At 33.0% G+C, this 20337-nt stretch carries 18 protein-coding genes and 1 pseudogene; 12 read left to right on the top strand and 7 right to left on the bottom strand.

Features of this window, described 5'->3' with window-relative positions:
• The 3 genes from KW502_RS12875 to KW502_RS12885 all read left to right on the top strand — a co-directional run.
• On the top strand, nt 1–370 hold a 370-nt coding region (locus KW502_RS12875; protein WP_219040967.1), incomplete at its 5' end, for an IS30 family transposase.
• Between the two features lie 607 nt (nt 371–977).
• On the top strand, nt 978–1328 hold the full coding sequence (locus KW502_RS12880; RefSeq protein WP_219040968.1) for a hypothetical protein: 351 nt from the start codon (nt 978–980) through the stop codon (nt 1326–1328).
• 113 nt (nt 1329–1441) lie between these two features.
• A complete protein-coding gene (locus KW502_RS12885; protein ID WP_219040969.1) occupies nt 1442–3925 on the top strand; it encodes a zinc-dependent metalloprotease in 2484 nt (827 codons plus the stop codon).
• A gap of 12 nt (nt 3926–3937) precedes the next feature.
• On the opposite strand, the pseudogene KW502_RS12895 reads toward KW502_RS12885, so the two are convergent.
• Together KW502_RS12895 and xrtF are read right to left on the bottom strand one after the other, a co-directional pair.
• A pseudogene (locus KW502_RS12895) lies at nt 3938–4385 on the bottom strand (exosortase F system-associated membrane protein).
• Nucleotides 4378–4932 (bottom strand): exosortase family protein XrtF, encoded by a 555-nt coding sequence (xrtF, locus tag KW502_RS12900; protein ID WP_219040971.1) that lies wholly within the window; start codon nt 4930–4932, stop codon nt 4378–4380. The pseudogene KW502_RS12895 and the gene xrtF overlap by 8 nt, the downstream one beginning before the upstream one ends.
• 86 nt (nt 4933–5018) lie before the next feature.
• On the opposite strand from xrtF, the gene KW502_RS12905 reads away from it, so the two are divergent.
• Nucleotides 5019–5480, top strand: coding sequence for an XrtF-associated fRMsr-like GAF protein (locus KW502_RS12905; RefSeq protein WP_219040972.1), 462 nt, complete (start codon nt 5019–5021; stop codon nt 5478–5480).
• 179 nt (nt 5481–5659) lie between these two features.
• Here the strand turns inward: KW502_RS12905 and hemW are convergent, their stop codons facing one another.
• Together hemW and KW502_RS12915 are read right to left on the bottom strand one after the other, a co-directional pair.
• Entirely contained in the window at nt 5660–6784 is a 1125-nt protein-coding gene (gene hemW, locus KW502_RS12910) for a radical SAM family heme chaperone HemW (RefSeq protein ID WP_219040973.1), read from the bottom strand.
• The gene (locus KW502_RS12915; protein ID WP_219040974.1) at nt 6784–8025 is read right to left on the bottom strand and encodes a glycosyltransferase; all 1242 of its coding nucleotides are present in this window, start codon (nt 8023–8025) and stop codon (nt 6784–6786) included. The genes hemW and KW502_RS12915 overlap by 1 nt, the downstream gene beginning before the upstream one ends.
• 78 nt (nt 8026–8103) lie before the next feature.
• Between KW502_RS12915 and KW502_RS12920 the strand changes: the two genes are divergently transcribed.
• Complete coding sequence (locus KW502_RS12920; RefSeq protein ID WP_219040975.1) at nt 8104–8664, top strand: sigma-70 family RNA polymerase sigma factor; 561 nt, start codon at nt 8104–8106, stop codon at nt 8662–8664.
• 3 nt (nt 8665–8667) lie between these two features.
• Entirely contained in the window at nt 8668–8928 is a 261-nt protein-coding gene (locus KW502_RS12925; RefSeq protein WP_219040976.1) for a hypothetical protein, read from the top strand.
• Here the strand turns inward: KW502_RS12925 and KW502_RS12930 are convergent.
• On the bottom strand, nt 8917–9765 hold the full coding sequence (locus KW502_RS12930) for a UbiA prenyltransferase family protein (RefSeq protein ID WP_255554246.1): 849 nt from the start codon (nt 9763–9765) through the stop codon (nt 8917–8919). The two genes, KW502_RS12925 and KW502_RS12930, sit on opposite strands and share 12 nt — an antisense overlap.
• A 225-nt stretch (nt 9766–9990) precedes the next feature.
• Here KW502_RS12930 and gcvP point away from each other — a divergent pair, with 225 nt between their 5' ends.
• The 4 genes from gcvP to KW502_RS12950 all read left to right on the top strand — a co-directional run bounded on the left by gcvP (nt 9991) and on the right by KW502_RS12950 (nt 15566).
• Nucleotides 9991–12840: an aminomethyl-transferring glycine dehydrogenase gene (gcvP, locus tag KW502_RS12935; RefSeq protein ID WP_219040977.1), complete on the top strand. Its 2850-nt coding sequence runs from the start codon at nt 9991–9993 to the stop codon at nt 12838–12840.
• Nucleotides 12841–13124: 284 nt separating this feature from the next.
• On the top strand, nt 13125–14189 hold the full coding sequence (locus tag KW502_RS12940) for a 3-oxoacyl-ACP synthase III family protein (protein WP_219040978.1): 1065 nt from the start codon (nt 13125–13127) through the stop codon (nt 14187–14189).
• A 3-nt stretch (nt 14190–14192) separates the two neighbouring features.
• On the top strand, nt 14193–14714 hold the full coding sequence (locus tag KW502_RS12945) for a class I SAM-dependent methyltransferase (RefSeq protein ID WP_219040979.1): 522 nt from the start codon (nt 14193–14195) through the stop codon (nt 14712–14714).
• A gap of 3 nt (nt 14715–14717) precedes the next feature.
• A complete protein-coding gene (locus KW502_RS12950) occupies nt 14718–15566 on the top strand; it encodes a glycosyltransferase family 2 protein (protein ID WP_219040980.1) in 849 nt (282 codons plus the stop codon).
• Here KW502_RS12950 and pafA read toward each other — a convergent pair.
• A complete protein-coding gene (gene pafA / locus KW502_RS12955) occupies nt 15563–17242 on the bottom strand; it encodes an alkaline phosphatase PafA (RefSeq protein WP_219040981.1) in 1680 nt (559 codons plus the stop codon). The two genes, KW502_RS12950 and pafA, sit on opposite strands and share 4 nt — an antisense overlap.
• Before the next feature lie 116 nt (nt 17243–17358).
• On the opposite strand from pafA, the gene KW502_RS12960 reads away from it, so the two are divergent.
• Nucleotides 17359–18096 carry an MlaE family ABC transporter permease gene (locus tag KW502_RS12960; protein WP_219040982.1) on the top strand — a complete coding sequence of 246 codons (738 nt, stop codon included), beginning with the start codon at nt 17359–17361 and terminating at the stop codon, nt 18094–18096.
• A complete protein-coding gene (locus KW502_RS12965; RefSeq protein ID WP_219040983.1) occupies nt 18096–18860 on the top strand; it encodes an ABC transporter ATP-binding protein in 765 nt (254 codons plus the stop codon). The genes KW502_RS12960 and KW502_RS12965 overlap by 1 nt, the downstream gene beginning before the upstream one ends.
• Here KW502_RS12965 and KW502_RS12970 read toward each other — a convergent pair.
• Nucleotides 18857–20335, bottom strand: coding sequence for a DUF389 domain-containing protein (locus KW502_RS12970; protein WP_219040984.1), 1479 nt, complete (start codon nt 20333–20335; stop codon nt 18857–18859). The genes KW502_RS12965 and KW502_RS12970 overlap by 4 nt on opposite strands.
• Between the last annotated feature and the right edge of the window lie 2 nt (nt 20336–20337).

Below are 20337 nucleotides of genomic sequence, written 5' to 3' on the forward strand. Positions count from 1 at the left end.
ACTAAATGGAAAAGAAGCTGGGGAGGTATATGAAAAAATGGAGAAGAGACTTACCAATTTCAGTCCATCTTGGGTTAAGACCTTGACTTTCGATAACGGAAAGGAGTTTGCACGGCATCAAAAAATAAGGGAGCTACTCAGCGCAAAAACATATTTTACCAGACCTTATACATCACAGGATAAGGGAACCGTAGAGAACAGAATAGGTGTAATACGGAGATTTTTCCCAAAGAAAACAGACCTGAGAAAAGTCTCAGAAAAAAGAATAAAAGAAGTTGAAAGATTACTAAATTACAGACCAATTAGAAAATTTAATTATCAAAACCCAATTGAAGTCCTAAAAAACAAATGTTTTGCACTTATGGGTTGAACTCAGCATATTAAAAAACTTACTATTTAAATTTTACAGGAAAACCCGAAGAAGCAATTCAACTTTTAACTCAATCTAAACCATCGTTTTTACCTCGACTGTTTTTAATAACTTGTTATATTCAACAAGCAGAAATAAAAAAAGCTTATAAAGTTTTATTACAATTAAATCATACTGATTATTGGTATACGAAAAATTATGATGAAATATGGTGCATCAAAAAAGATCTCATTGAAATTATCTTATTAATCGAGCTGAATGAATTTGATGTTTTTAATTCTAGAATCATTTCATTTCAAAAAAAAATTACTTAGTAGCGGCAGCAATAGAGTTTATCTATTCTCTAAAATAATTACTAAATATTACCTTCACGACAATAATCAAGATATTAATATAAGTCTTTTAGAAAATTCTAACCAAGAAAGGGAAGACATCTTCTTCATCTGCTTTTACGCTTAGCTAAAAGCAAAAGTAGAGAAAAAAAATTTGTATAAATTAACGTTAGAATTAATAACTAACAAATTATAATTTAATCGAAATGTTTAAAGTTATTGCTGTTATCATAAAATATACTATTTTTAACAAATAATCATAATATTAAAGCCCTATGAAAAAAATCATTACATTTTTTGCTATAACCATTGGTCTTCTAGTTTCAAGCGCAAATCTTTCAGCTCAAAATTCTAAAATGAGCACTGAAGAAATTAGAAAAGAAGCTCAACAAAAAGTAGTTCAACTTGATAAGCAATTGAATCTTTCTCAAGAACAGGAAAAACTCGTATCTAGACAATATTACAGCAGAATTTTAAATTATGATGAGCATCTTAATGGTCAAGAAAAAGATGAGAAGTATCGATTAAATAAAGAAAAATTTGATACCTCTTTCATGATGCAAATGAAAAAAATACTTGATGATAAACAATTTGCTAAATTTAAAAAATTAGAAGAAAAAAAATAGTAAAAACATACTATACTTATTTAAAAGCCGACTTATACTAGTTGGCTTTTTTTATGTTCTTCAATTAAACTATTATAAATAATAGTAGTCAAATATTTACAAAACAATAATTCATGACTTTTAAATTTAGTTCAAAAATCTACATTCCAATTTTTTTCTTGGTTTTTAGTAGCTGCGCCATTTTTCAACCAAAAAAAAATAAGGCATCAACACCAAAACAAGAGAAAAGCACTTCAGATATAAAAGCTTATCACAAGGTAATTACAGATAAAGCTAAAACTGATAAAGGCTTGTTCAATGTTCATTACTTAGATAAAAAATATTTTTACGAAATACCTGATAGTATTTTAAATAGAGAAATGCTTATGGTTACACGTATAGCAAAAACCGCTACAGGAATTGGTTTTGGTGGCGGCAAGCAAAATTCTCAGGTTTTACGTTGGCAGAAAAAGGGAGAAAATATTTTATTGAGAGTCGTTTCTCATGAAATTGTAGCTTCAGATTCCTTACCTATTCATCAAGCGGTTGTCAATTCTAATTTTGAGCCAATTTTGTATTCATTTCCTATCAAAGCTTTTCACAAAGATTCTGTAAATCAAGCTAGCGTAATTGATGTAACTACCTTTTTTGAAAAAGACGTACGAGCTCTAGGTTTAAGACAAGCACAACGAAAAAAATATAAAATTTCTAAAGTTGATAATAATCGTTCTTATGTAGACACGATTAAAAGTTTCCCTGAAAACATAGAAGTTAGGCATGTAAAAACCTATAATGCTGGCAATCCTCCTTCTAATGAAACCACAGGGTCTATCTCTTTAGAATTTAGCAACTCAATGATTTTACTTCCTAAAGAGCCCATGAAAAGAAGGTATTTTGACGAACGTGTGGGATGGTTTGCTAGAAGTCAAACCGATTATGGCTTAGATGCACAAAAAAGTAAAAAGGTTAAATACTTAGACCGCTGGCGATTAGAAGTAAAAGAAAAAGATAAAAAGAAATTTGAAAACGGAGAGTTAGTTGAACCAAAAAAACAAATTGTTTATTACATAGATCCGGCTACCCCTAAAAAATGGAGAGAGTATATCAAACAAGGAATTGAAGATTGGCAAGTAGCTTTTGAGGCGGCAGGATTTAAAAATGCCATAATTGCCAAAGATGCTCCTAGCAAACAAGAAAACCCAGACTGGAGTCCAGAAGATGTAAGGTATTCTGTTGTTCGTTATTTAGCTTCTCCTATACCAAATGCTAACGGTCCTCACGTTAGTGATCCTAGATCTGGAGAGATTTTAGAATCAGACATTAACTGGTATCACAACGTAATGACTTTATTAAGAAACTGGTATTTTGTACAAACCGCAGCTATTAATGAAGATGCACGTAACGTAAAATTTAAAGACGAAATTATGGGAAGATTAATACGCTTTGTATCCTCTCATGAAGTTGGTCACACCCTTGGCTTGCCTCACAATATGGGAAGCAGTGTAGCGTATGCTGTTGAAGATTTAAGAAGTCCAGAATTCACTAAAAAATATAGTACAGCTCCATCTATTATGGATTATGCGCGTTTTAATTACATCGCTCAACCTGGTGATGGTGATGTTGCATTAATGCCAAATATTGGTCCATATGACAAATATGCGATCGAATGGGGTTACCGACCTATTACCAACAAAACAGCTAAGGAAGAGAAGCCTATTTTAGATGAATGGATTTTAGAACACGCTGGCGATCCTCTTTACCGTTTTGGGAAACAGCAAAGAGGTGTAATCGATCCTACTTCTCAAACCGAAGATTTAGGTGACGATTCCATGAAAGCTAGTGCTTACGGAATTAAAAATTTAAAAAGGATTGTTCCTAAATTAATTGAATGGACTGCAGAAGATGGTAAAAATTATCAAGATTTAGACGATCTATACCTACAGGTATTAGCACAATACAATCGCTATATGGGTCACGTTACCGCTAATATTGGGGGCGTTGTAGAAACTTATAAAACTTACGATCAACAAGGTGCAGTTTATGAGCATGTAGAGAAAGAAAAACAAGAACGCGCGATGGAGTTTTTACAAGAACAACTTTTTGACACTCCAGAATGGTTATTAGATCAAGAAATTTTTGGCAGAATAGAGTTTGACGGAAGCATAGAACGCTTAAGTGATTACCAAACCAGAACATTAAAAAATCTTTTAGATTATGGCAGAATGGCTCGTTTAATTGAAAACGAAGAGCTTAATGGCAAACAAGCTTATGGTCTTTATACCATGATGAACGATCTAAGAAAAGGAATTTTTAGCGAGCTTAATCGAAATAAAAACATTAGCTTATACCGAAGAAACTTGCAACGTACTTATCTAGGTCGTTTAGCTTACCTAATGACAAATGAACAAGAAAAAATTCCCGCTCGTTATAGAAGTTGGGTAACTAGAAGTAATATTGATGTGAACCGAAGCGATATTAAAGCGGTAGTAAGAGCAGAACTAAAAACCTTACTTCGTAATTTAAAATCTTCTCAATACAAATTTTCAGATAACATGAGTAAAATTCACGTACAAGATTTAATAGAACGTGTAGATTTAATTTTAGATCCGAAAAAATAAAAGGTTCAATTGCTAAAAAGCCGACTCAAGAGTCGGCTTTTTTATATTTTCTTGGTAATAAAAAGCAGGAGTCAATGATAAAATTAATAAGGGCTGAATTAAAAACCTAAGAACATAAAATAATAAAAATGTAATTCTGGTTGCATCATGGTGAGCAAATACAAAATATTGGAGCTAAAACCAATAATAAAACACCATAAATAAGAAGAGAAAATTTAAATACGTTTTTAGAAAACAGTAATGTTAAAATACCAAGTGAAATAAATGTATTCAACAAATAACGAAAAATAGTAGTACCAAAAATTTTCCATAATTCAAAATCGGGGGCGGCAAGTTGATGATAATTCCCATGAAAAAAATTTAACAAAGGATCATAAAATATTTCCGATTCATAAAATCGAATTAAAGCTAAAAGTAAAAAACCAATAAATACTAATAGGTATTTAAAAAAATTATTCATCTACTTTCTTTTTATAACCAGCGGCTATTTTCACCCATAATAGCCATAAGGTAAAAACACTTCCGTAAATTATTGCTGGAAAAGCTATGTCATGCAGAAAATCTTGACTTTCTGGATATTTATAAATCCCTATTGCTAGTAAAGTAATACGAAGTACATTAAGTGCATATATTAAAACACTACCTGCGAGTAAATACAAAAAGGTTGCTTTAAATTTTGTATGAAACGCTATAATAAAACTTACAAATAAAATTAATATACTTATCGAGTTACACCCTTCTACAATTCGTACTATATAATTATTATTTATATAAAATTTCATCGAAGGGTTGTTGGGATGTTTAGAAATATAAGAATCATACCCAAAAACTTTAACAACATTAGAAGACTGTTCTGCTACTAAGTTAGTAAAATAATCAGGATAATATTCTGCAGAGCTTCCGTAGAATAAATACAACTTATAACAACCGGCTAGCAACAAATAGCAACCTAAAAAGAGTATCAAAAATTTAATGACCGCTTTATTTTTTAATAAAATATCTTTCAAAATTCAAGGTTTTACTGCAACAAAGTTATACAAATAAGTATATTGATTTCTAAAATATTAAATACTTTTGCCTAAAAAATATAGCAATGAATTTAGAAGAATTAAAACCAGTAGTCTCCAAAATTTTAGAAAAAGAGAAACTTAATGTTGAAGAAAAATTAGAAGAAATTTGTAACCTTTTGCGAGATAACATTTCTTACTACAATTGGGTAGGTTTTTATTTTAAAAATGGAGATAAAAACGAATTAAAACTGAGCTCTTATGCTGGTGAACCAACCGATCACACCATCATCCCATTTGGAAAAGGTATTTGCGGACAAGTAGCCGAATCTAATAGCAATTTTGTGGTACCAGATGTAAAAGCACAAGACAATTATATTGCTTGTAGCATTACCGTTAAAGCAGAGATTGTAGTACCACTATTTGTAAATGGAGAAAACATTGGACAAATTGATATTGACTCCAATACCATTGATCCTTTTACAGAAAAAGATGAAGAATTCTTAGAATTTGTAAATGCTGAAGTCGCTAAAGTTTTAGAAAAATAATTTGGGCGTTCCCTGCCGGGACGGGCTCTCGGCAGTCGCTTTTCTCGATTTCTGCAAATGCAGAAATCGCTAAAGAGCTCCAACAAAGCCTCGATCCCTAACGCGTTTTATAGTTTTGAGTAGTTGAGTTTATTAGTAAATACCTGTTACAGCTCACTAAAAAACTACCAACTGAATTACTATTCCACATAAAACAGATCAGCGGCAATACCATCACTTAAAAATTTACCCTTTCTTGTAATCAGTATTTTATTGTTTTCTTGTTTTAAAAGTCCTTTTTTAAAAAATAATTGGGCTTCTTTTTCAAAATAAGAAGCTAAGTTTTCTCCGAAAAGATTTTTAATCTCGGAAAGATTTACTCCAAATTGAGTTCTCAAGCGCGTCATTACATATTCATTATAACGATCTACTACGCTTAATTTTTCTACTTCAGAAGGTATAATTCCCGCCTGAATAGATTTCATGTATTTGGTGTTGTTATTTATATTCCAACTACGATGTTCCCCATCAAAACTGTGTGCCGAAGGACCAACGCCTAAATAAGGTTTCCCTAGCCAGTAAGCTGTATTGTTTTCAGAAAAATAATCAGGTTTTCCAAAATTAGAAAACTCATAATTTATATAACCAGCTTCTTCTAAAGTGGTTAATAAAATTTCAAAATGCGCTTTAGATTTTTCTTCATCTACCGGAGCTACTTTTCCGGTTTCTATCATTTTCTTTAAAGCTGTTTTAGGCTCAACTGTTAAGGCATAACTTGAAATGTGCGGAATTTGTAAAGCCAAGGTTTGTGCTAAATTTTCTTGCCAACGCTCATCACTCATTTCTGGAATGCCGTAAATCAAATCAATAGATATATTATTAAAATATTGCCTTGCTAATTGTATAGAATGTAAAGCTTCACTGGCATTATGCGCACGATTCATTAGCTTTAAATCTTCTTCAAAAAAAGATTGCACTCCAATACTGAGCCTATTAATCTTAGAATTTGCTAACGTTTGTAATACTTCTTCGGTTAAATCATCGGGATTAGCTTCTAGCGTGATTTCTAGTTTTTCGCTAACCGGGTAGTATTTAAAAACTGCTGTTAGAATTTGGTTCAATTCTTCAGCATTCAACAAACTTGGCGTTCCTCCTCCAAAATAAATTGTTGCTACTTCTCCTTTATTTTCTGCCTTTCTCATCTGCAATTCTGTGATTATTGCTTTCACCAAATCTCCTTTCTTTTTTAGAGAAGTAGAAAAATGAAAATCACAGTAGTGACACGCCTGCTTGCAAAACGGAATATGTATATAAATACCTGACATTATTGCTTTTCTAATTGATTTTTGGCTTCAATCCACTTCGACATATATTTGGTGCTTTGTAAGGTGTGGTGCATTAACATGGCTCCGAAGAAATTTTGATCACGATGCTTTTGAAGGTGATCTTGGATCTTAGTTAATACTTCAAAAAACTGTTCGTCAAATCGATTTTCTTGAAAACGCTCGTTAATAATATTAAATCCGTTTTGTTGTACTTTTTGCCAACGTTTTGGTTTTTCATAAATTTTAATCGCTTCTTCTGCAATCGCTTTATCTTCATTTGCAATTTCTCCAGGCCACGGATATTTTCCGCAAATACCTTCAGCTCCAATAGTGGTTGTTATACTTGGCGTACCGGCCAACATCGCATCGATAAATTTACCTTTTATACCAGCCCCAAAACGTAACGGAGCTAAAAGAACTCGTGCCTTTTTTAAAACTTCTTGTGCATCTTCTGCTCTTCCTTTTACGATAAATCCTTGGCGTTTGTTTTGTAATTGTTCTACCTTTTGAGAGGCATAAGCACCGTAGATGAATAAACGTGCTTTGGGTAATTCTTTGCGGATAAGTGGCCAAATTTTTTCTTTTAAATACAAGACCGAATCCCAATTGGGTTGGTGTAAAAAATTACCGATAAACACAAAGTCTTTTCGCTTTTCGTAACTAGGTAACTTCTTTATTTTCTCTTCTGAAATTGAAGGTGCCAATAACGGAATGTAATGTAAAATTGAAGGATTTATTTTAAAATTTCTAGCCAGTAAATCGACCTCAGCTTCAGAAATAATAAGCGACAAATCGCAGCGTAAAATACTAGCAATTTCTCGTTTCGCTTCGTCTGAATTTAAATCTTCTCGCAATAAAGTTCTCCCTTTTTTTAAGGCTTCGTAACGCGCTTTTCTGAAAAAATGAAGATCTTCTGTATCTAAAATTCGTACTGCATTAGGACAATTCTCTGCGACGCGCCAACCAAATTGCTCTTCCATCATAAAACGATCAAACATCACTACTTGCGGAGCTAATTCTTTTACATACTCATCAAAATCTGAAGAATTAGTAGTAATCTTTTTCTGAGTAATTTCTAATTCTTCAAAATTAATGGCATACATACTTTCTTTGGCTGGGCTTGCGTAAATTACTTCATACTCGCGTGCTAAGAATAATTTAATGAGCTGCATCATTCTGCTTCCAGCGGCAGATGATGCAGGCTCAGGCCAAACGTAACCAATGATAAGTAATCGCTTCATTTTATGTTTTTTTTCACAGTATTAAAAAAGAAATGCTAAAGTATTCTTCGTAATTTTACCGCAAATCTACGTTTATTCATGGCAGAAAACACACATCAGATTAATCCAGATCAATGGGTCGATGAATATTCTGACTACCTGTTTAATTATGCCATTGTAAGAGTGAACGATAGAGAGATTGCCAAAGATCTAATTTCTGAAACTTTTTTAGCAGGATTACGTTCAAAAAAATATTTTAAAGGGGAAGCTACAGAACGTACTTGGCTTATTTCTATTTTAAAACGTAAGATTATTGATCACTATCGAAAGATAAATTCTAAAAAAGGACAGGCTGAAGTAAAAATTAATTACACCGAAGAGGATCAAGAAGGAGAATGGCTGGAAGAAAAAGTAGCCGATAATTTTGAACAATCTGCAGAAGATAATTTAGTGAATAACGAATTGGGGGCTGCTATCTATGATTGTTTAGATAAAATTAACCCCAAACATGCTCAGATTTTTAAAATGAAAACCATCGATAACTTTGATACCGAAGTTATTTGTAATGAATTTGGCATCACTCCGTCTAACCTATGGGTAATTATTCACCGTGCTAGAACTGCTTTGGCAGAATGCATGGAAGAAAAATGGTTAAAATAATTTATGAGTTCAGATAAAACCGACAAGCAGTACTGTAAATGTTCTGAAGCAAATTGTTATTGCGATAAAGCACAATACAATGAAGTCAAAGATTGGGAAAGAGAACAATTAATTTCTCACTTAGACAAATGTCCTAAGTGTAAAGATTATTCTGAACGCAACAAGAAACTTACCGAGCTTTTCAACAAAGCTCAATTAACCACTCTCCAAGAAGAAGAACGCAAAGAATTAAAAAGGTTATTACAACAAAATTTAGATAAGTAATACCGAATCACTCCACCATAAAAAGCCCAACCAAAATATAGGGATAGACTCTACCCAAAAAGAAGCATAATATTTTGATTGCTCTTTTGAAGAAAAATAAATCATAATGCTAGTCACTAAGCTAATAAGTAGTGCCGATATTAAATTACTCCATTTAGTGCTAATTAAAAATTCAAATAGAAAAAAGCAGACCAGTAATAAATAGCCTAAGTGTTTAGTCTTTAAAACACCTATTAACTGCGGAATTGTTTTTAGCTCATTATTATCATAAGTAAGATCTCTAATTTCAAAAGGCAGCATTAAGGCCAGTATCAACACAAAAATTTGTAAAAATCTCCATAAAGTCGTTATGGATAAAATCAATTCAAATTTCTCTAGAGGTAACATAATAGCCGTTACTGCCCATACAAAAGCTATAATAAAAATCTTTAGTGTTTTTAAACTTCTTAAATTTTTTCCTTGAGGCAAAAAAGGAATGGCATACAATAAAGTAAATAAGCCCAAACCACCAGAAATAATCAAAACATTTAACGGCACATGAAAAGCTAGCCAAACTAATAGTATAAAATTTAGAAAAGAAAATGATTGTATTGCTTGAAGGTTTTTAGTAAGTGTACGGTGATGCAATCCTGCCAGACCTGCATATTTCACAAAATTATATCCCGTAATTGTACTCAAAAAAACAAAAGCTAGCAGTTCTAAAGAAACAGTAATATCAAACACATAAGTAGTAGTTAATACTAATGCACAAACTGCTAGTGAGACGTGAATACTACTATCGATATAAAATTTAAAAATTGCTTTTAACCAAGACATGAGGCAAATATAATCTATCATGAGGTAGACCTATTCATTTCTAAAGTAAAAATTAGACTTTTAGTATTAATAACATTTCTAATAATCATACTAAATTGTCTCGTTTCAAAAACAAAAAAACGATTTTAGAAATGTTCTATTAAGAAATTGTCAACAATTCATAGATTTAAAGTGAATAACTTCAATTAAAAATCAGTTTTAAAATTGTATTTTTGCACACCACAATCACAACAATTTTTAAAGCTAATGAATACAGATTCTTTTGCGTTAAGACACATTGGTCCAAGGCCTGAACATCTTTCAGAAATGCTAAAAACCATCGGAGTAGATTCTCTAGACCAGTTAATTTATGAAACTTTACCAGATGGTATTAAATTAGAAAAAGAATTAAACTTACCTGAAGCCCTAAGTGAACAAGAATATTTAGAGCATATCACGAAGTTATCTCAAAAAAATAAAATTTTTAAAACCTATATTGGCTTGGGCTATCACCAAGCAATTATACCTGCGGTAATTCAAAGAAATGTTTTTGAGAATCCAGGTTGGTATACCGCTTACACCCCTTACCAAGCAGAAATTGCGCAAGGGAGGTTAGAAGCTTTGGTAAATTTTCAAACCATGATTGTAGATCTTACCGGTCTAGAATTAGCAAATGCTTCTTTATTAGATGAAGCTACCGCTGCTGCAGAAGCGATGACATTGCTTTTTGCCGTTAGAGAACGTGCTCAAAAGAAAGACAATGTCGTGAAGTTTTTTGTTTCTGAAGAAGTATTACCGCAAACACTTGCTTTATTAGAAACCAGAGCAGAACCTCTAGCTATTGAATTGGTTATAGGAAATCACGAAGAATTTGAATTTTCTTCAGATTTTTTTGGAGCTTTAGTACAATATCCAGGAGCTTCAGGAAAGGTTTACGATTATGAAGATTTTATAAAAAAAGCAAATGATGCAGGTATTAAAGTTGCTGTAGCTGCCGATATTTTAAGTTTAGTAAAACTTCGTGCTCCTGGAGAATTTGGAGCAGATGTAGTTTTAGGAACTACACAACGTTTCGGAATTCCGCTAGGTTACGGTGGTCCACATGCTGCATTCTTCGCCACCAAAGAAAAATACAAAAGAAATCTTCCTGGAAGAATTATTGGAGTTACTAAAGATGTCGATGGCAAACCAGCTTTAAGAATGGCACTTCAAACCCGCGAGCAACATATTAAAAGAGATAAAGCCACCTCTAATATTTGTACAGCACAAGTATTATTAGCAGTCATGGCAGGAATGTATGCGGTATATCACGGACCAAAAGGTCTAGAACACATCGCTAATAAGGTACATCGCTCTACTGCAGAGTTGGCAAATGCACTTGAAAAACTAGGCTATTACCAAACTAATGAATTGTATTTTGATACCATTCAATTAAAAGCTGATACCAAAAAAATTAAAGAATTAGCAGAAGCGAGTGAAATTAATTTTTACTACCCAGATACAGACACCGTTTCTATCTCTATACATGAAGCTACATCTTTAAACGATTTAAACAATATTATTGCGGTTTTCGCTCACGTTGCTGGTAAACCATCAATCAAGATTACTACCTTAGAAAAAAGTGTAATAGAAGATCAAGCTGTTTCTCGTGATACCGAGTTTTTAACGAATGATGTATTTAATAAATATCATTCTGAAACCGAGTTGATGCGATACATCAAAAAATTAGAACGTAAAGATTTATCGTTAAACCATTCGATGATTTCGTTAGGTTCTTGTACGATGAAATTAAATGCAGCTTCAGAAATGCTTCCTTTAAGTTACCCACAATGGGGCAACATTCACCCGTTTGCTCCTGTAGAGCAAGCTGCTGGATACCAGGAAGTTTTAAAACGTTTAGAAGATCAGTTAACAGAAATAACTGGTTTTGCAGCAACTTCAGTTCAGCCAAACTCTGGTGCACAAGGTGAATTTGCAGGCTTAATGGTCATTAAAGCTTATCACGAATCTCGTGGCGATCATCATAGAAATATTTGCTTAATTCCTTCTTCTGCTCATGGAACAAACCCAGCAAGTGCAGTAATGGCAGGAATGAAAGTAGTAGTAACTAAATCTACCGACAAAGGAAATATTGATGTTGATGATTTACGGGAAAAGGCCATTAAATACAAAGACAACCTTTCTGCCTTAATGGTTACCTACCCATCTACACATGGTGTATTTGAATCTGCTATTCAAGAGATCACGCAAATTATTCACGATAACGGCGGACAAGTTTATATGGATGGTGCCAACATGAACGCTCAAGTTGGATTAACCAATCCAGGTAAAATTGGAGCCGATGTTTGTCACTTAAACCTACACAAAACTTTTGCAATTCCTCACGGTGGTGGCGGACCAGGAGTTGGACCAATCTGTGTTGCGAAGCAATTAGTGCCGTTTTTACCAAGTAACCCAGTGATTAAAACTGGAGGAGAAAATGCAATTTCTGCAATTTCTGCTGCGCCTTGGGGTTCTTCTTTAGTTTGTTTAATCTCTTACGCCTACATTTCAATGTTAGGACCAAAAGGATTAAAATCTGCTACACAACATGCTATTTTAAATGCGAATTATATTAAAGAACGTTTAAACAATCATTTTAAAACACTTTATTCAGGAGAACGCGGAAGAGCTGCACACGAAATGATTTTAGACCTAAGACCTTTTAAAGAAAAAGGAGTTGAAGTAGTAGATATCGCAAAACGTTTAATCGATTATGGTTTTCACTCACCAACCGTTTCTTTCCCTGTGGCAGGAACAATGATGATAGAACCTACTGAAAGTGAAAGCAAAGCTGAATTAGATCGTTTTTGTGACGCTTTAAATTCGATTAAAGAAGAAATTGATGCGATTGAAGATCAAGAAAATAATTTATTGAAAAATGCTCCACACACCATGGAAATGCTTACTGCTGAAGAGTGGAACCTTCCTTACTCTCGTAAAAAAGCAGCATTCCCTATGGCTTATGTTTCAGAAAATAAATTCTGGCCCTCAGTAAGACGTGTAGATGATGCATATGGTGATCGTAACTTAATGTGTACATGCGCACCTATTGAAAGTTATATAGATGCTGAATAATTTCAGTTATCATTTATAAGCAGAAAAGCCCGATCAAAAGATTGGGCTTTTTTCATAACCTGATTTTTATCATTTTCTCATAAATTAGAATGTTTTACTTTCAATTCTTCAACAAAATAAATTCTATTCACTTTTCTAATTGTATTAAAAAATTTTATGCTTAGTTTGGTAGTTAGATTGTAAAGCTCGTTCAGTTAAATCTAAAATGAGTTGAAATAAAATAATAATAATTCCGAAGTTAATTCGAAAATTTCAAATCTCGGTTATCGAGTAAAAAAGAAACTATGTCTATAAAAATAACAGGAGTTGGCAGCTGTATCCCCGAAACCAGAGTTAAAAATTCTGACTTTTTGGATCATGAATTTCTTAATGAAGACGGAACTCCTATTCCCGGTGAAAATGAATTAATTATTAGAAAATTCAAAAAAATCACGGGAATAGAGGAACGCAGGTATGCAGATAAAAATTTAACTGCTTCTAATTTGGCCTCTATTGCAGCAGAGAATGCGATAGAAGAAGCTCATTTAGATCGAGAAACTTTAGATTACATTATTGTTGCTCAAAATTTTGGAGACGTAAAATATAAAAACACACAAAGTGATGCGGTTCCCAGTTTAGCTAGCCGAGTAAAAAACTATTTACAGATTAAAAACCCTTCTTGCGTATGTTACGATGTGGTTTTTGGTTGCCCAGGTTGGTTAGAAGGTGTTATTCAAGCACAAGCTTTTATTAAAGCCGGAATTGCTAAAAAATGTTTAGTGATTGGTGCAGAAACCTTATCACGCGTGGTAGATACTCACGATCGCGACAGCATGATTTTTAGCGATGGTGCGGGTGCAACAGTTATTGAAAAAATTGAGGATGAAAATGATAACGGGATTATCGCTCATGAAAGTGCCACTTACGCTAACGATGAAGCTTTTTACTTAAGTTTTGAAGCTTCCTATAATCAAGAGCTCAAAAAAGAAACCCGTTACATAAAAATGAATGGGAGAAAAATTTACAACTTTGCACTCTCTTACGTTCCGCAAGCGATGAAGACTTGCTTAGAAAAAAGTGGGTATGGAATTGATGATGTAAGTAAAATTTTTATTCATCAGGCTAATGAAAAAATGGATCAAGCCATTTGCGAACGTTTCTATAAGCTTTTTGATAAAGAAATGCCAGCTGGCGTAATGCCTATGAGTATTGCAGAATTAGGAAACAGTTCTGTAGCCACCTTGCCTACGCTTCTAGACTTAGTGAAAAGAAATCAATTAGAAAATCAAGAAATAAACAAAGGAGATGTAGTTATATTTGCTAGTGTTGGCGCCGGAATGAATCTAAATGCGCTAGTTTATAAAATTTAAGCTTTGTACGAAAATACCTATCCCGATAAACGCTATCAAAAAACTTTAGCTTTTCTAGAAAAAGTACATCCTCAAAAAACAAGAGTCTTAGATTTAGGTGTAAAAAACCCTTTTTCTAATCTCATGCAAAACGAAGGATATGAAGTTGAAAATACAGCTGGCGAAGATTTAGACCTTGATTTTTCAAACGTTCAAAATTCAGAAGCAGAACTCGTTACCGCTTTTGAAATTTTTGAACATCTCATTGCGCCTTTTAATGTACTTAGAGAAATTAAAGCCAATAAATTAGTAGCCTCTATCCCATTACGCCTATGGTTTGCTCCTGCTTACCAAGGCAAAGAAAAATGGGATAGACATTACCATGAGTTTGAAGACTGGCAGTTTGATTGGCTGCTAGAAAAAGCAGGTTGGCATATTAAATCTCGAGAGAAATGGACAAATCCTGTAAATAAAATTGGGATTAGGCCTATACTTAGAAAATTTACTCCTCGTTATTATATAATTTATGCTAAGCGAAAGGGATAAGTTATGAATTTTTATATCGTAATTCCTGCTCATAACGAAGCTAATTGTATCGGTAGTACACTTCAGTCGTTGGTTGAACAAACACATTTACCTAAAAAAATATTGGTGGTTAATGATAATTCTACCGATGATACTTTAGCCGTAGTTGAAAAATTTTCAGCTAGATATTCATTTATAGAAATCTTCAATAACACATCTTCATCGGTACATTTACCTGGAAGTAAAATTGTGAATGCTTTTTATAAAGGGCTTCAGCAACTTGATGAGCATTACGATGTTATTTGTAAATATGATGCTGACTTAATTTTTCCGAAGAATTATTTAGAACGCTTAGCAGAAGTATTTCAGCAGAATCCAAAAATAGGAATGGCAGGAGGCTTTTGTTACATTAAAAAACAAGAAACTTGGAAGTTAGAAAATTTAACTAACAAAGATCATATTAGAGGAGCGTTAAAAGCATATCGAAAAGATTGCTTCATAGCTATTAAAGGACTTAAACCTTCGATGGGTTGGGACACAGTAGATGAGTTACTCTGCCTCTATCACGGTTGGAAAATAAAAACTCTTCCCGATTTAAAAGTAAAGCATTTACGCCCTACCGGAAACACTTATACCAAAGCTGCAAAATTTAAACAAGGGGAAGCTTTTTATAAATTAGGCTACGGCTTTAAAATTACATTTATTGCTTCTTTAAAACTAGCTTTTCGTAAAAAACAACCTCGATTATTAAGTGATTATCTACAAGGTTACTTGCAGGCCAAACAAAAAAAAATGCCTTCTCTGGTAAGTCCAGAAGAAGGCAAATGGATTAGAAAATACCGTTGGAAAAAAATAAAAGAAAAGATCTTTTAATTCTCTTTATCTATAATTTTATAGAGTACATCTCCCGTCATTCCGTTAGGGAAAGAAATGCCTAATAATGCAGAAATAGTTGGAGCAATATCGGTTACTTCTGTACGCTCAGTAGTAGCTCCGTTCTTGATTCCTTTACCAAAGAAAATAAGCGGAACGTGTGTATCGTGACTCAATGAACTACCGTGAGTAGAACCTTTTTCTGGATAAGAAATATAAGCAGGATCAAATTCAAAAGCGATATCACCACTTCTTTTTTGATTAAACCCATTTTGCACCAAAGCAGGTATACCATTTTGGTAGGTTCCGTTTTCTAACATTTCTCGAGTAAATACTTTATAAACATGTTTATAATTAAGCATGAAACGTTTTAAGTGATTGGCAAAGTCTGCTTCATCTATATTTCTGTTTTTTAAACTTTCGTGATTAAAAAACACCTGATTATTAGAGATATTCTCTATTAAGTCTATGGCTCCATATTCATTTCCTAAAAAGGCTTTCACATCTTCTTTAAACTCTCTCATTGAAAAATATCCTGAAGGTATTTTTTGAGCGCTTAAATAATTAGGCACATCTACCGCTCCATGATCTGCGGTTAAAAAAATAGTATAATTCCCTTCGCCTACATTTTCATCTAAAAAGTTTAAGACTCTTGCTATATCTTGATCTAATCTTAAATAGGTATCTTCAATTTCTTTAGAATTTACTCCAAAATTATGCCCTACATAATCGGTACAAGAATAGCTTAGCGTAAGTACATCTGTGAAATCATCTTTTCCTAATTGCTCTCCTTCAATTGCTGCTAAAGCAAAATCTGTAGTCAAATTATTTCCGAAGGGGGTATTTTTTAAAATACTATAACCACCATTATCGTTACTCAATTTTTTTAAATCGTAAGGGAACTCAGCTGAAGTACTATTTTTAAAACTATATTCATAAGTATTAAGATCGCTACCACTTTCAGCATAAGTATCTATAGGATAAAGCGTGTTCCAAGTTTTTAAATATTTTTCTGCATGGTGTGCTGCATTAAAAGTATTTACCCAAGTTGGTAATTCTTCAAAATAATAAGTACTCGAAATGAAGTTACCGCCAGTTGAACCTTCAAACCAATAAGCTCCATTAGCAGTGTGACCCGCAGGTAAAATCGCACCACGATCTTTTACAGAAACTCCAATAGTTTTTCCTTGAAACTGGGTGTGTAATCTATTTTGGTCTGCAAAACTGGTACTTAACATACGGTGTGGAGACATTTTTCCATCATCAGAAGTTGTTCCTAAAGAATTAACCGAAGGATCTCCAGCACAATACACCATTTGCTTTTCATATTTATTATACCAATCGTTAGCGATGATTCCATGATTTTTTGGAGTTGTACCAGAGAAAATAGAAGCGTGACCAGGTCCGGTCTTTGTAGGGGCATAATTATAGTGATTATTTTTACAATTATAGCCATCTGTAATTAGACGCTTAAAACCATCGTCTCTAAAACGATCCCAAAACCTACTGAGGTAATCGTATCTCATTTGGTCTACTACAATCCCAACGACTAGTTTAGGATTTTCATGAAGTGTATACTTATCTTTAATTACTTGAGTTGGAGTTGAAGTATTTTCAGTAGATTTACAACCGACTAACAAAATGCTCAACCAAAGTAAAACTTGAATTTTTTTCATAATAAATCTTAAATTTAAACTGCAAAAATAAGCATGTGAAAACATTTAAAGATTAATTCTTAGTTAAATACTTTTGTGCTAATTTTTTCTATTTTAGTTTTACAAAAACTGTGTGAATGAAATACCTTCATGATATAGGTGAATATTTTATAATGCTGAAGAAAGTATTCGGCAGAATGACTAAGCCTTCAGTGCTTAGAGGACTAATTTTTAAAGAAGTAGATGATTTAATTATCAGTTCATTAGGGATTGTTATTTTTATTTCTTTTTTTATTGGAGGTGTAGTTACCATTCAAACCGCATTAAACCTTAATAACCCGCTTATTCCTAAAAGTCTAATCGCTTTTACAGCAAGGCAATCTATTATTTTAGAATTTTCTCCAACCTTTATCTCTATCATTATGGCAGGTAAAGTAGGTTCTAACATTACCTCTAGTATTGGTACAATGAGAGTTATGGAGCAAATTGATGCCTTAGAGGTGATGGGAATAAATTCTGCCAATTATCTTATTTTCCCTAAGATTATAGCTATGCTTTTATACCCGTTTGTCATTGCTATTTCTATGTTTGTAGGTATTGCAGGTGCTTATGCTGCGGGAGTTCTTGGAGGCTTTGTACCAGGAGAACAATTTTTAAATGGTTTGCAAAACGATTTTATAGATTTTCATTTGATCTATGCTTTTATAAAAACCTTTGTTTTTGCCATTATATTATCTACCATACCAGCTTACCACGGTTATTATATGAGAGGAGGCGCTCTAGAAGTAGGTAAAGCAAGTACCACTGCGTTTGTTTGGACCAGTGTAGTTTTAATTATCACTAACTATGTGCTAACACAGCTATTACTAAGCTAATGATTGAAGTTAAAAATCTACATAAAAGTTTTGGACAAGAAGAAATTCTAAAAGGAATTAATACTGAATTCTATAAAGGAAAAACCAACTTAATAATTGGTCAGTCTGGAGCAGGAAAAACCGTCTTTTTAAAGTGTCTTTTGGGTTTATTTGAACCCACCGACGGAACTATAGAATACAACGGCAAAGCATATTCTAGCTTAGATAATGAAACACAGCGTGATTTAAGGCAGAAAATGGGAATGGTATTTCAAGGGGGAGCTTTATTTGATTCTATGACCATTGCAGAAAATGTGATGTTCCCTTTACGTATGTTCACAAAACAGAAAAAATCTGAAATGATGGACCGTGTACAAGAAGTATTACAGCGTGTAAATCTAGAAAATGTAAACCATAAATTTCCATCTGAAATTAGTGGAGGAATGCAAAAAAGAGTTTCTATTGCTAGAGCTATTGTTAATAGACCAGAATACCTTTTTTGTGATGAACCTAATTCTGGCCTAGATCCTAAAACTGCCATTCTCATCGATAATCTTATTCAAGAAATTACTAAAGAATATGATATTACAACCGTTATTAATACCCACGATATGAATTCGGTATTAGAGATTGGTGAAAATATAGTCTATCTAAAAGATGGAAATTTAGCTTGGAATGGATCGAAAGATGAAATTTATAAATCTGAAGATAAATCACTTACCGATTTTGTTTATTCTTCAGAGTTATTCAAAAAAGTAAGAAAAGCACAATTAAAAGGAATTTAATTCATTTTTTTCTTCTTTATCAACTTTTGCTTAGGCAAAGTTACCGAACTAAAAATAAGTGTGTCTAACGATAATTTATATTTTAACCACTCTTTCAGTTTCCTATCATTATTAACCACAACTTTAGTTGGTATAGAATCTGCCCAAACCACTTTAAACTCGGCAACAGTATCTAATTGACTAAAATTCGAAATTATCTGGTCAGCATAACTAAATGTTACTAGACCGTCATAATTAATTTTAGCCTCATTACTAATTTGACGAAAAGGAATTTGATGCTTAGCGAACTTTGAAAGTTTACTGAGTTCTGTTTCTAAATAAGAAATACGTTCATCTTTGTTAAGTATACTCAAAGAATCTCTTCGTTTAAATTCATGCATATACTGCAATTTATCGTAAGATTCTGTATTTTCATTCTGAAGAATAATTAAAGAGGCTCCGTCTAAATTTTTATATTTTTTCATTTTCTCACGCCATAACCCAATTACAGAATTTGGTATTTCTTTCCCTAAAAAAGACACTTCAATTTTAGGATCATTACCACCACTATATTCAAATACCGTTGAATTTTTCTGCAGATAAGAATCTTTATAGATTAGGAGTTCTTCTTCTACAAACCGAGTTGCATCTTGCTTGAAGTAAGACTCTTTTAACATATTATAAAACAAATAAATACTAGGTACCATAACAATAATTGCAATGATAGAAGCTGCCTGCGCAATAATTCTTCTTCTTTTAGAATTGGCATATTTCACTAAAGGAAAACCCAACAATTTTGAGACAACAAAGGTAGAAAGCGCTATAAAAGTAGCATTGATAGAAAATAAGTATAAGGCTCCCCCTGCATCAGAAAGATTGCCTTGAGCCAAGCCATAACCTACCGTACATAAAGGCGGCATTAAAGCCGTAGCAATCGCTACACCAAAAATAACGCTAGCAATAGTTCCTTTTTTAGTCTTAGCCACGATAAGCGCTAAACCTCCAAAAATAGCCACTAAAACATCTAAAATTGTAGGATATGTTCTGGCTTCTAATTCTGCATTACTCCCCGTTAAAGGTGAAATCCAGAAATAAAGAAATGCGGTAAGAACACTTAACGTTACCATAACGCCTAAATTGATTAGCGAACGCTTTAAGGTATCTACATCATTAATCGCTACAGATAATCCAATGCCTACAATTGGACCCATTAAAGGAGAAATAAGCATCGCTCCAATAATCACAGCAGTGCTACTTACATTTAACCCTATAGAAGCTACAAAAATAGAGAAGATAAGAATCCAAGCATTATGGCCTTTAAAGGTTATATCTTTCTTAACCGCTTCTATGGTAGAATCGCGATCAGTATCACTTCTTATGTCTAATAAATCTGAAAGAAAGCTTTTAAAACTTCCAAAAGTACCTTTTAAATCTTTAGTTAACTTTTCAGACTTAGAGGCAGACTCATCTGTATTGTTGTTTAATTCTTCTTTCATTC

Origin of the sequence: Mesonia aestuariivivens, from assembly GCF_019311235.1 — a bacterium.
Lineage (GTDB): Bacteria > Bacteroidota > Bacteroidia > Flavobacteriales > Flavobacteriaceae > Mesonia > Mesonia aestuariivivens.